The 12,644-nt window shown below is 37.5% G+C and carries 8 protein-coding genes, 8 tRNA genes and 1 pseudogene; 15 read left to right on the top strand and 2 right to left on the bottom strand.

Annotation, left to right across the window (positions count from 1 at the left end; genetic code table 11):
- Positions 1-16: 16 nt before the first annotated feature.
- A tRNA-Asn gene (locus tag ACTXGU_RS21890) sits at positions 17-91 on the top strand.
- Between the two features lie 41 nt (positions 92-132).
- Positions 133-205, top strand: a tRNA-Thr gene (locus ACTXGU_RS21885).
- A 136-nt stretch (positions 206-341) separates the two neighbouring features.
- Here ACTXGU_RS21885 and ACTXGU_RS21880 read toward each other — a convergent pair.
- A complete protein-coding gene (locus ACTXGU_RS21880) occupies positions 342-1,256 on the bottom strand; it encodes a DMT family transporter (RefSeq protein WP_443483634.1) in 915 nt (304 codons plus the stop codon).
- 209 nt (positions 1,257-1,465) lie between these two features.
- On the opposite strand from ACTXGU_RS21880, the pseudogene pdxR reads away from it, so the two are divergent.
- The 7 genes and pseudogenes from pdxR to ACTXGU_RS21845 all read left to right on the top strand — a co-directional run bounded on the left by pdxR (position 1,466) and on the right by ACTXGU_RS21845 (position 3,688).
- Positions 1,466-2,865: pseudogene (pdxR, locus tag ACTXGU_RS21875) on the top strand (MocR-like pyridoxine biosynthesis transcription factor PdxR).
- A 184-nt stretch (positions 2,866-3,049) separates the two neighbouring features.
- Positions 3,050-3,124 (top strand) — tRNA-Glu (locus ACTXGU_RS21870).
- 3 nt (positions 3,125-3,127) lie between these two features.
- Positions 3,128-3,203 (top strand) — tRNA-Val (locus tag ACTXGU_RS21865).
- Between the two features lie 103 nt (positions 3,204-3,306).
- Positions 3,307-3,382, top strand: a tRNA-Thr gene (locus ACTXGU_RS21860).
- A 30-nt stretch (positions 3,383-3,412) separates the two neighbouring features.
- Positions 3,413-3,496: transfer RNA gene (locus tag ACTXGU_RS21855), tRNA-Tyr, on the top strand.
- A gap of 43 nt (positions 3,497-3,539) precedes the next feature.
- Positions 3,540-3,614 (top strand) — tRNA-Gln (locus ACTXGU_RS21850).
- Between the two features lies 1 nt (position 3,615).
- Positions 3,616-3,688 (top strand) — tRNA-Lys (locus tag ACTXGU_RS21845).
- Between the two features lie 551 nt (positions 3,689-4,239).
- On the opposite strand, the gene ACTXGU_RS21840 is transcribed toward ACTXGU_RS21845, so the two are convergent.
- On the bottom strand, positions 4,240-4,416 hold the full coding sequence (locus ACTXGU_RS21840) for an aspartyl-phosphate phosphatase Spo0E family protein (RefSeq protein WP_443483633.1): 177 nt from the start codon (positions 4,414-4,416) through the stop codon (positions 4,240-4,242).
- A gap of 523 nt (positions 4,417-4,939) precedes the next feature.
- On the opposite strand from ACTXGU_RS21840, the gene sigW reads away from it, so the two are divergent.
- The 6 genes from sigW to glmS all read left to right on the top strand — a co-directional run bounded on the left by sigW (position 4,940) and on the right by glmS (position 12,625).
- The gene (gene sigW, locus ACTXGU_RS21835; RefSeq protein ID WP_443483632.1) at positions 4,940-5,503 is read left to right on the top strand and encodes an RNA polymerase sigma factor SigW; all 564 of its coding nucleotides are present in this window, start codon (positions 4,940-4,942) and stop codon (positions 5,501-5,503) included.
- Positions 5,504-5,521: 18 nt separating this feature from the next.
- A complete protein-coding gene (locus tag ACTXGU_RS21830; protein WP_443483631.1) occupies positions 5,522-6,172 on the top strand; it encodes a zf-HC2 domain-containing protein in 651 nt (216 codons plus the stop codon).
- A 417-nt stretch (positions 6,173-6,589) separates the two neighbouring features.
- On the top strand, positions 6,590-7,414 hold the full coding sequence (gene cdaA / locus ACTXGU_RS21825) for a diadenylate cyclase CdaA (protein WP_443483630.1): 825 nt from the start codon (positions 6,590-6,592) through the stop codon (positions 7,412-7,414).
- Positions 7,407-8,750, top strand: coding sequence for a CdaR family protein (locus ACTXGU_RS21820; RefSeq protein WP_443483629.1), 1,344 nt, complete (start codon positions 7,407-7,409; stop codon positions 8,748-8,750). The genes cdaA and ACTXGU_RS21820 overlap by 8 nt, the downstream gene beginning before the upstream one ends.
- A 37-nt stretch (positions 8,751-8,787) precedes the next feature.
- Entirely contained in the window at positions 8,788-10,140 is a 1,353-nt protein-coding gene (gene glmM / locus ACTXGU_RS21815; protein WP_443483628.1) for a phosphoglucosamine mutase, read from the top strand.
- A gap of 682 nt (positions 10,141-10,822) precedes the next feature.
- A complete protein-coding gene (glmS, locus tag ACTXGU_RS21810; RefSeq protein WP_443483627.1) occupies positions 10,823-12,625 on the top strand; it encodes a glutamine--fructose-6-phosphate transaminase (isomerizing) in 1,803 nt (600 codons plus the stop codon).
- Positions 12,626-12,644: the final 19 nt, after the last annotated feature.

Raw genomic sequence — 12,644 nt, 5'->3', positions numbered from 1 at the left:
CATATTTTTAAACTATTCCGCAGTAGCTCAGTGGTAGAGCATTCGGCTGTTAACCGAACGGTCGTAGGTTCGAATCCTACCTGCGGAGCCATTTTTATTTATAGAAGAATTTTTTTGATATGTTAGCAAAGTGCTTCCATAGCTCAGCAGGTAGAGCACTTCCATGGTAAGGAAGAGGTCACCGGTTCGAGCCCGGTTGGAAGCTTAAATAAAAGCATTGATATAAAGCCATTTCTCTTAATTGAGAGATGGCTTTTTTATGCTTAAAATTTCGTTAAACTGACCAAACAATTGACCGATTTATTTTTTGCCCCAATAGCTCATGACAAGCTAGAGAATCTTTATTTATTATCTAAACATCCTGTAATCGGTTGTCGAGTTATCATAATAATCCCTATGAAAACAAATAATACACCGATTAAATGTCCCCATTGAAAAGTTTCGTGAAGAAACAGATAGGACAGAAGCAGTGCAGAGTTGGCGATTACACCAGTGAACACTGCAGATGTACTAACTGGAACCTTTGACACTCCGTAGTACCAAAATACAAATCCAATAACTGTAACAATTAACGCGTAATAAATAATGTATATCCAGTCCGCAAAGGTTGGCTGTGAGAAATCGAAGGATAGTGCGTCATAGATTGCAAAAGGCAAAAATAGAACAAAACCTATAATAGTAGCAAAAGTAGCTATAGCGAGTGGTGATAGTTTGTCCGATAGTACTTTTGCGATAATAGTAAATAAGGACTCGCCAATAAGGGCACCAAAAATTAATAGAGTTCCTATCCAATTCGGAACTTCATGGTTAATCGCTTGCGTATTGCTGCTGAGCAAATGAATGAGTGAAATGCCACAGACAGCTAGTAGAATGGCGAGCCATTGAGACCGTGAGAGCCGTTCTTTTAAGAAGAAAAAGGAGATGAGAGAAATCACCATAGGGCTTGTGCTAGTGATGATGCCGCTCTCTGTTGCAGATGTGTATTGCAACCCATACAAAAGCAAAACACTAAAGCCAAATACACCAGTCAACGATAGGAGAACCAATGAAAAAATGTATTTAGGTTTAATTTTCGGAAATGGTTTCTCGGTTATATAAAGTAGCAACAGTAATATGGCTGCTGCTATGCCGTAGCGAATAGCAGATGCTAAATAGATAGGGAAGCTCTCTACTATTAATTTGCCAACGACAAAAGAACTGCCGACCGTTGTCATTGCAATGGTCATTGATAAATAGGCTTTCATATTGTTTTTCATGTTACTATCCCCTTTGCTGATTTAATAGTTCAAGCTTTACGATAATTCGTTCTTAGCATCTTTTTAAAGAACGCCGCTGAAGCATGTAGTGCTTGTAATCTTCAGGGTGTTTAGAACTTTCTGTTATTACCTTAACATGTTAAAATCATGGATATTAGCACCACCTTGACCCTATTTTTATGGTGCCATTTGGGCGGAAAGGAAGATACATGTTTTGGATATCTATTAATCGGTCATCTGATATTCCTTTGATTCGACAGGTTTATCAGCAAATAAGAGAAAAAATTTTAAATGGACAACTATCATCAGGAGATAAATTGCCATCAACGAGAGAAGTTTCTTCTGAGTTAAAAGTTTCAAGAAATGTTATTTTAGAAGCGTACGAGCAATGCTTGCTGAAGGGTATTTAATAGCACGGAGAGGTTCAGGTACATATGTTGCTGAAGGAACGTATTTAGAACAGCATAAGCAAATACCACACTTTTCAACTTTAAAGGAACATTCCAAGGATTCGGTTGATAGTATCGATTTCCGATCCGGAATACCAGCATTAGATTTATTTCCTCGTAAAACATGGTTAAAGTTAGCGCATATAGTATGGAATGATATTAATTCTTCAACGTTTGGCTATGATGTTCCGGAAGGACGTCCGGAATTAAGAGTAATTTTGGTACGATATTTGCAAAAAACAAGAGGAGTTTTTTGTGACCCGGAACAAATTGTGATTACTTCAGGAGCAGTCCAAGCTTTAACCCTTGTCTCCAAGCTAATATTATCCCCTGGTGATGATGTGCTCATGGAAGACCCTATCACCAATGATATTCAAACGATTTTTAAAAATACCGGTGCTTCCATTTGTCCAGTACCAGTTGATAATCATGGGATAATGACGTCTATGCTGCCTGTGAATAAAAGTCCAAAGCTTATTTTTACAACTCCTTCTCATCAGTTTCCTTTAGGGGGGACTTTATCGATTCAAAGAAGAATTCAACTCGTGCAGTATGCGCGGAATAAAAAATGTTATCTTGTTGAGGATGATTATGACAGTGAATTTCGCTATGAAAGTATGCCGATAAGCTCTTTACAGGGGTTGGAGCCAGAGCGTGTAATATATGTAGGATCATTTAGTAAAATTTTATCCCCTGCTCTTAGAATAGGATATTTAGTGTTGCCGCCGTGTTTGATAGAAAAATGTAGAAGATTAAAATGGTTGACTGATTTACATAATCCTTCATTAGATCAGCTTGTCTTAGCTCAATTTATTTCAGAGGGGTATTTAGAACGGCATATTAGGAAAATGAAAAAAATTTATAAATATCGCAGAGATGTCCTAATCCATGAATTAAAATCAACCTTCGCAAATGAAATTAATATTTTCGGTTATTCGACGGGGCTGCATCTAATTGTTGAATTTAAGCAGTTGCTTCGAGTAAAAGAACTTGTTGAGGAGGCTGGAAAACTAGGAGTAAAAGTGTACCCAGTGGAAGCGCATTTTATAGAAAAAGGAACGTATTCTAATCAATTGATTATAGGTTATGGACATTTAGCAAAAGAGGAGATTAAAAAAGGTGTAAGCAGGCTGCATACAGCATTATTTCGATTAAGTTAGATAACCCCCATTTAGGGGAAAGGCTTGTGCCAAATGGATGAAGGATGCTATGTTTTTATACAGAAAAAGGGAATTATTTCTTATTAAATCTGAAAATTTAAACTTTTTATTTTTGCTTTACAAACCTATTTCTTTTTTATATAATAAATCTTGTCAGTTGGGACAACAACAAAAAAGTAAATACGGCCCATTGGTCAAGCGGTTAAGACACCGCCCTTTCACGGCGGTAACACGGGTTCGAATCCCGTATGGGTCACCAAATGGAGGATTAGCTCAGCTGGGAGAGCATCTGCCTTACAAGCAGAGGGTCGGCGGTTCGATCCCGTCATCCTCCACCATAATTATTTATGACAAAAAAATCGCCTTATCGATTTTATCATAAAATAATAAGTAATCACAACATGAATAAACTTCTTTTAAGAAGAGATACTAAATTATATTGCCGGTGTAGCTCAATTGGTAGAGCAACTGACTTGTAATCAGTAGGTTGGGGGTTCAAGTCCTCTCGCCGGCACCATTATGGAATATTAAAATGATTTTTAATATCGGAGGGGTAGCGAAGTGGCTAAACGCGGCGGACTGTAAATCCGCTCCTTCGGGTTCGGCGGTTCGAATCCGTCCCCCTCCACCATTTAAAAATTGGACAACATAGATATGTCCTTTTATTTTTTTGTTGGGCTATAGCCAAGCGGTAAGGCAACGGACTTTGACTCCGTCACTCGTTGGTTCGAATCCAGCTAGCCCAGCCAAGAGCCATTAGCTCAGTTGGTAGAGCATCTGACTTTTAATCAGAGGGTCGGAGGTTCGAATCCTCCATGGCTCATCCATAAAAAAACCAAGCACTTTTGTGCTTGGTTTTTTTATATATGCTGTTTTCTCACAGATTGTTGGTTTTTACGTAAGAAAATGGGAGAAGAAGTACTCAGCAGACTGAATACACGTAGACTCCTGTGGGAATACGAGAAAGACGAGACCCCACAGGAGCGTATGCGACGAGGAGGCTCGACGCTCGCCCGCGGAAAGCGAAGTGTATTCAGGCTGCGAGTTTAAAAGCAACATTCTATACGAAAACAGCCTTTATATACAAAGGCATCGAAGTAACGGTTTATCGTACAGCGGAAACTTCTCTGCGGGGAAATTTGTAGAGGGTAACCCGATTTTGGATGACCGAAATAAAACCGCTATGGTGGCGGTTGCTTTTGGCTTTTATGTTTGGGGGAAAGCTTTTATAACACCTTAATAAGAAGGTATCCTAAAAAAAGGGAATCTGTGTACGATCTTATTTGTATGTTAATTGTAATGATTATCGTACATGATAGTAACGCTTAAGCTCTTTTTTGGATACCTTTTCTGAAGTTAGTAAAATGATCCTATTTAATTTTTTGCTTTATTATATTTAGAAAGTAGAAAACTGTTGTATTTATTTAATAATTCATCTAACTCGGTGCTTATGTTAATAACTCTTGGATGCGAAAAGGACGTGTGATTTGCAAGATAGATCAGTTTCTCACGATGTTCTTCAATATCCTGGAGCAATTTCTTTTCAGACATAAGCTTCCCCCTCAATCCGTTCATTATTTTTAATAAGTGAGTGTTCAAAAAGGAGGACAAAAATAGTCGAGGAGTTCAAGGAAGTGTAGCTTAGTGCACTGGACTTTCACAGGATATGGCGGCTTCAATGTTGCTCACAGGACGTGAGCGTTTTTTAATTGAAGATCCTGTGTTAATACGAGAAGCAGATAACAAACTGACGCAGAAATTCGACAGCTATTTTTCCTGAACTTTTTGAACAACCTCTATATGTCGATTTTCTTGATTTTACCATAATATTCGTTTTTTTATAACTAAAAATAAAATTATTTTAACAAATTGTGTCATAATTTGTTAAAATAATATCAAGTCTATCAAAAAAGTGAAAAATACATATATTTTTTAAAATTTTCTCTATTGGGGAGAAAATACAACTTATTAAAAAACATAAAAATTTTTAAAAACAGTGATGAAAAAAAGTGAAACCTTTTCCGCTATCGATACGTATTATCGATTAGCCGCATTTAGAGCGGAGGTAAAATAGATGGAAGCCATAGTAAAAAAAAGGATTAAACAAGTATTAAAAGGGGATCAGAATGCCTTTGGCGAAATTATAGAAATTTACAAAGACAAGGTATTTCAGATCTGTTTTCGAATGCTTGGAAATCGTCATGAAGCAGAAGATATGGCACAGGAAGCCTTTATTCGCGCATATGTTAATATAAGCAGGTTTAACATAGAATTAAAGTTTTCGACATGGCTATATCGGATTGCTACAAATCTTTGTATAGATCGTATAAGAAAGAAAAAGCCGGATTATTATCTTGATGCAGAAGTTCCAGGTACAGAAGGGTTAAATATGTATTCCCAATTAGCAGCTAATACAAGACTGCCAGAGGAAGATGTCGAAAGTCTAGAATTGCAAGCATTGATACAGCGGGAAATATCGAAACTACCAGAGAAGTATCGAGCGGTTATTGTATTAAAATATATCGAGGAGCTTTCTTTAAACGAGATAAGTGAAATTTTAGAGCTTCCTTTAGGAACAGTAAAAACACGCATTCACAGAGGAAGAGAAGCATTAAGAAAACAATTACGGTATGTCTGATAAAGAAGGTGAAATGTATTGACTTGTCCAACAAGAATTATTGAATATATGCATGAATATCTCGATGATGAAATGGATTTCAGCCATAAAGAAGAATTGAAAAAACATTTGCAGGAATGTAATGACTGTTCCACGCATTTTCATGAATTAAAGAAAACAATCGCCTTAGTCCAAAGCACATCACATATACATGCACCAGTTCATTTTACGGAAAAAGTGATGGCAAAGCTGCCAAAAGAACAAAAAAGGGCAACGTTCAAAAGGTGGGTAAGACACCATCCGCTTTTTGCTGCGGCATCCTTATTTATCATATTAATGGTTTCCAGCTTATTATCTGCATGGAACGAGGATCATCAATTTTCTGTTTCTAAAAAAGAGAACTTAGTTGTGCAAAATGATACAGCGATTGTTCCAGAAGGGAAAGTAGTGAAAGGTGATATTACCGTTCGGAATGGTAATATAAAAATCGAAGGACAAGTTGATGGGAATGTAACAGTAATAAATGGTAAAAAATACATGGCATCAGCTGACCAAGTAACTGGAGAAATAAAAGAGGTAAATGAAGTATTTGACTGGTTATGGTATCACATGAAAAATACTTTTTCCGATATTATCGACGTTTTTAATGGTGATAATCAAAAGGAAAAAAATAGTCTCCCTGCATTTTAATTGTAGGGAGCTTTTCTTTATGAGAAAAGGTACGGAACTTCGCCTGAATGGTGTTAGCGTCTACCATTGCTTGTTTCTAATGAAGAATAAACAGTTAATTATTTGTTTTTAAGAAAAAAAGGCATATAATAAGGAAGGTCTTTATTTTTACAACATGATTACTTGCTAGTGCCTCTAAATTGGTACTAGAACGAAATATGATATAATATGTTAATTGTAGGTTATAAATGGTGTTCAAAAAAAAGGAAAATCAGAGCGGTGAAGGTTAAGGTACGGAATTCATAATCCCAGAGCGCAGTGGAGCATTGCAGAGACGACATAATGAAGAGATTTGCAAGCTTGTTTTCCTAGACTTTTTGAACAACTTCTTATAAACAATTAGGATACTTTTGAAATATATACTTTGGAGGAAGGAAAATGTCGTTAGCAGATTTCCATTTTTTAAAATATTTAGCGAATACAGTAGACATTCTCCTTGTGTGGTATGTCATCTATAAATTAATCATGATTATTAGAGGGACAAAGGCAGTACAACTGTTAAAAGGAATCTTTGTCATTCTTATTGTCAAACTATTAAGTGATTATTTTCAACTGCAAACATTAGGCTGGATGATGGAGCAGGTCATCTATTGGGGGGCATTGGCCATTATCATTATATTCCAGCCGGAGTTAAGGCGGGCCCTTGAGCAATTAGGACGCGGGAAATTCTTCTCCAGAGGCGGTATGCAGGAAGAAGAGATCCAGGAAAATGTGATTGAAGCGATTGTTAAAGCCGTTGACTATATGGCAAAACGAAGAATTGGAGCACTTATATCGATTGAAAGAGAAACAGGTATGAGTGATTATATTGAAACAGGCATTTCCTTAAATTCAAAGATATCTTCCGAATTGCTAATCAATATTTTTATTCCAAATACGCCTTTGCACGATGGGGCTGTTGTTATCCAAAGAGCCAATATAGCAGCAGCTGCTTGTTATCTTCCTTTGTCTGAGAGTCCCTTTATTTCAAAAGAATTAGGGACGAGGCATCGAGCAGCTTTAGGAATAAGCGAAGTGACAGATAGTATAACGGTTGTCGTATCAGAAGAAACAGGAGCTATTTCTATTACGAAAAATGGAGAGCTTCACCGTGAATTAAAGTTGGATACGTTTAGAGAAATGCTGTCAAGCGCCTTAGTTTTACCTTCTACCAAACAAGCTTCTGCCGTAAAATGGAGCTGGAAGGGGAAGAGAAATGAATAAACTATTTGATAAAATTATAGATAGTAAATTATTTATGAAAATCATAACCTTTGCCTTGGCACTTTTATTATTTTCTTCTGTATATGACCCAGATAAAGATTCAAGTGATGTCAATGTACCAGGAGATAATGGTACGGATGTAGTAGAGAATGTTCCAGTGAAAGTGTATTATGATACAGAAAATGTAGTTGTAACGGGAGTTCCTAAAACGGTGGATGTTACACTTAGTGGACCAACAAGTCATGTACAGGTTACGAAAAAGAAACGGGATTTTGAGGTGTTTGTCAATTTAGCGAATGCAAAGATCGGGACAAAAGAGGTAAAATTACAAATTAAAGATTTATCCGATAAGCTAAAAGCTAAGATTAATCCTACTAATACTGAAGTAACTGTAAAAGAAAAAGTAACAAAAGAATTTAAAGTAGAAGCAGAATATAGCAGTAAATCAATTGCAGATGGCTATTCAGCAGAAGCAGCATCTATCAATCCGGGTACAGTAAAAGTAACAGGTGCGAAGGATGAAATTGATAAGGTAGCTTATGTTAAAGCAAATGTAGAAGTAAATGGCTCAACATCGCAATCGATTGAACAACAAGCAGCAATTTCTGTTTTAGACAGTAGACTAAATAAATTGGATGTACAAGTAGAACCAGAAACAGTAAATGTAACAATTCCTGTCAAAAGAGTCAGTAAAAAAGTTCCGATTAACATAGTGGAAAAGGGGTCGCCGCCTTCTAATGTGACGATTGACTCGATCACATTGGATACAAAAGAAGCTAGTATATTTGGAACGGAAAATGTGCTGAAAAATACGGAAAATGTTAGAGTTGAGGTCGATTTAAGTAAAATTGAAAAAGATGAAACATTATCATTGCCAATTATCATATCTGATGGTATTACATCAGTTGATCCTGAACTAGTAAATGCAACCGTAAAAGTAACACTTGCTAAAGAAAACAACGAAGAATCAACTGAAGAAACAAATGCAGAACCAGAACCAGATCCGGAGCCGGAATCAGAGTCAGATGAGACTTCTTCGGCTGAAAAAACAAGTTCAAAAACATTGGCAAATGTTCCGATTAGTATACAAGGATTAGGAAAAAATCTTACAGGCAGTATTACCTCTCCTGAAAAGAAAAGTACAAATATAGAGGTCACAGCCAAGGATTCGATTTTAAAAGGAATCAAGGCATCGGATTTTTCCATCTATGTAGATGTTACTGGTTTGGAAGAGGGAGAACATGAAGTGCAAATAAGCGTCGATGGTCCAGAAGACACGAGTTGGGAGCTGGCAAGAGAGACAGCAAGTGTATCTATTTCTACAAAAGGTGCTTAATAAGGTTTTATTATAGTTAGAAGGAGCGATTAATTAGATGGGTAAATATTTCGGTACGGACGGAGTGCGAGGGATTGCAAACAGTGAACTAACGCCGGAAATAGCATTTAAGCTTGGAAGATTTGGTGGTTTTGTACTAACAAAAGATCAAGAGCGGCCAAAAGTATTAATTGGTCGTGATACTCGTATATCTGGCCATATGCTGGAAGGGGCTCTAGTGGCAGGTTTACTATCAATTGGTGCTGAAGTAATGCGCTTAGGCGTTATTTCAACACCAGGAGTTTCGTATTTAACAAAAGTATTAGGAGCTCAGGCAGGTGTCATGATTTCTGCTTCGCACAACCCTGTTGCTGATAATGGGATTAAATTTTTTGGTCCAGATGGTTTTAAGCTGTCAGATGAACAGGAATTAGAAATTGAAGCGTTAATTGATCAAGAAAATGATTCATTGCCAAGACCAACTGGTGCTGACTTAGGACATGTCGACGATTATTTTGAAGGCGGACAGAAATACCTTCAATTTTTAAAACAAACAGTAGAGGAAGAGTTTACAGGCATTCATATTGCGCTAGATTGTGCACATGGTGCAACATCATCTTTAGCGATGCACTTATTTGCTGATTTAGATGCAGATATTTCCACAATGGGAGCATCTCCTAATGGGTTAAATATAAATGATGGGGTTGGTTCCACTCATCCAGAAGCGTTAGCAGCATTTGTAAAAGAAAAAGAAGCAGATGTGGGCCTTGCGTTTGATGGAGATGGTGATCGTTTGATTGCGATTGATGAGAATGGGGAAACAGTTGATGGCGATCAAATCATGTATATTTGTGCGAAATATATGAAGGAAACAAATCGGTTAAAGCAAAACACGGTGGTTTCTACTGTAATGAGCAATTTAGGTTTTTATAAAGCGTTAGAAGTCCATCAAATCGCCAGCATTCCTACAGCAGTCGGCGACAGATATGTAGTGGAAGAAATGCGTAAAAACGGGTACAATCTTGGCGGAGAACAATCAGGCCATATTATTTTCCTAGATTATAATACAACAGGTGACGGATTATTAACGGGGTTGCAGCTTGTCAATATTATGAAAGCAACAAACAAACCGCTTTCCGAGCTTGCTGGAGAAATGAAAAAATTCCCGCAAAAATTGGTGAATATTAAAGTAAGCGATAAACATCATGTAACAGATAATGAAAAGGTGAAAGAAGTCATTACAAAAGTAGAACAAGAAATGAATGGAAACGGCAGAATTCTAGTCCGTCCTTCTGGAACAGAACCTCTTGTCCGCATAATGGCAGAAGCACCTACGGAAGACTTATGCGATGCATACGTAAATATTATTGGAGAAGTAGTGCAAGAGGAGATGGGTCAAAAGGGAGGATAGATCCTTCTATTCATACTATGTCCAATGGTACAATAAAAGTACTTTTGCATATTATATAGGGTGAGGAAAATATGACATTGTTATTTTTCCTTCACCCTGTTTGCTTTGAAAGAGGTTGTTTATAAACAGATGTAAGAATTTTATGTCAAATACAACCAAACGAATAGATAGTATTTGACGAAATGTTTTGATGTAAGGTATGATTAACTTGCTTTTGTGAAAAAGCACTATTTTTTCACAAGGAGGATAGAGGTTTTACAAAGGAATAAAGCGCCTGGACTAGTAATGGACGACACAAATCTAGTTGACGAGGTGGAGGTTTATCGAAATTTCGGCGGATGCCTCCCGATTGCATTAGCCAATCGTTGGTTCTTCTTTAAAACATTAAGGCAACTTAATGGACAAAGAGAAGAGCATGCTAATAATCTGTGTTCAAAAAGGGAACAAATTAGAAGCAAGAAGGTCGAGGCGGCTTAGCTTTGAGCAACGGAACGTATGCAATTAGATACGTGAGTAGCGGAAAAGCAAGCCAACGAAGAGATTCGCCGCTTATCATTTGGTGACTTTTTGAATATCTGCTAATAACAAGGATTTTTATGAACATAAAATATTTCAGAGATAGGGGAGCAAGTACGGCCCCTAAAACCGGCTTCTTGCTTCCCTAGAACGGAGGAAAAGAAGTATGTGCGGAATAGTTGGTTATATTGGAAACCTGGATGCGAAAGAGATTTTATTAAAAGGGCTAGAAAAGCTTGAATATAGAGGATATGATTCTGCGGGCATTGCCGTAAGCAATGGAGAAGGCGTCCAAGTTTTTAAAGAAAAAGGACGTATTGCAGACTTGCGAAATATTGTCGATGAGGATGTATTTGCACCAACAGGCATCGGCCATACACGTTGGGCAACACATGGAGTGCCAAGTCAATTAAATGCACATCCACATAAAAGTGCATCAGACCGTTTTACGATTGTTCACAACGGTGTGATTGAAAACTATGACTTGCTGAAAAAAGAATATCTTGCAGATGCAGTGCTGAAAAGTGATACGGATACAGAAGTAGTCGTACAATTAATCGAGCGTTTTGTTGAAGAAGGCAACGATGTAAAAGAGGCTTTTGTACAAACGTTAAAGCTATTAAAAGGTTCCTATGCAATTGCATTGCTGGACGAACAAGATAAAGATGTTATTTATGTTGCTAAAAATAAAAGTCCACTTTTAGTTGGTTTAGGCGACAGCTTTAACGTTGTAGCAAGTGACGCAATGGCGATGCTGCAAGTGACGGATACGTATGTAGAACTTGTTGATAAGGAAATTGTGCTTGTTTCAAAAGACGAGGTTACCATTGAAACTTTAGACGGTGAGGTTGTTTCTAGAGAAGCATATACAGCAGAATTAGATGCCAGCGATATTGAAAAAGGCACATACCCGCATTATATGCTGAAAGAAATAGATGAACAGCCTGCAGCAATCCGTAAAATCATTCAAGAATACCAAGATGAAGATGGAAAGCTCACGATAGATCCTGCCATTGTAGAAGCAGTGAAGGATGCTGATCGTTTATATATTATTGCAGCTGGTACATCCTATCATGCAGGATTGCTTGGCAAACAGTTTATTGAAAAGCTAGCACAAATACCTGTCGAAGTTCATGTTGCCAGCGAGTTTGGCTATAATATGCCGCTGCTTTCTGAAAAACCATTATTTATCTTTATTACACAAAGCGGCGAAACGGCAGATAGCAGAGCAGTATTAGTTCAAGTAAAAGAACTGGGGTACCCAACGATTACGATTACGAATGTACCTGGATCCACTTTATCCCGTGAAGCAGATCATACCCTTTTATTATATGCTGGACCAGAAATTGCGGTTGCTTCTACAAAAGCGTACACAGCACAAATGGCCGTTCTTTCTATTCTTGCGGAAGTAACAGCGAAAAGCAAAGGCTATGAACCTGATTTTGATTTAATTCATGAGTTAGGCATCATCGCTAATAGTATGGAAGTTATTTTTGAAGAAAAAGAAGAAATTGAAAACATTGCAAGAGAATATTTAGCATTAACTCGCAATGCATTCTTTATTGGCCGTGGAATTGACTATTATGTTGGGTTAGAAGGCTCATTAAAATTAAAAGAAATCTCCTATATCCAAGCAGAAGGTTTCGCAGGTGGCGAATTAAAGCACGGAACAATCGCTTTAATAGAAGAGGGCACACCAATTATCTCATTAGCAACACAAGAAAGTGTTAACCTAAGCATACGCGGAAACGTAAAAGAAGTAGTAGCGCGCGGTGCAAATCCATGCATCATTTCCATGAAAGGCTTAGAGATGGAAGGCGACCGCTTCATCATTCCAGCAGTGCACGAACTGTTAACACCCCTTATCTCTGTTGTACCACTACAATTAATCGCCTACTACGCAGCACTACACAGAGGCTGCGATGTAGATAAACCACGTAATTTGGCTAAGTCTGTTACGGTGGAGTGATTGTTGAGGATGAAAGATT

Origin of the sequence: Niallia sp. 01092 (assembly GCF_052318935.1) — a bacterium.
GTDB lineage: Bacteria > Bacillota > Bacilli > Bacillales > Cytobacillaceae > Niallia.
Note: the sequence above shows the minus strand (reverse complement) of the source record. Positions and strands in the feature narration are given on the sequence as shown.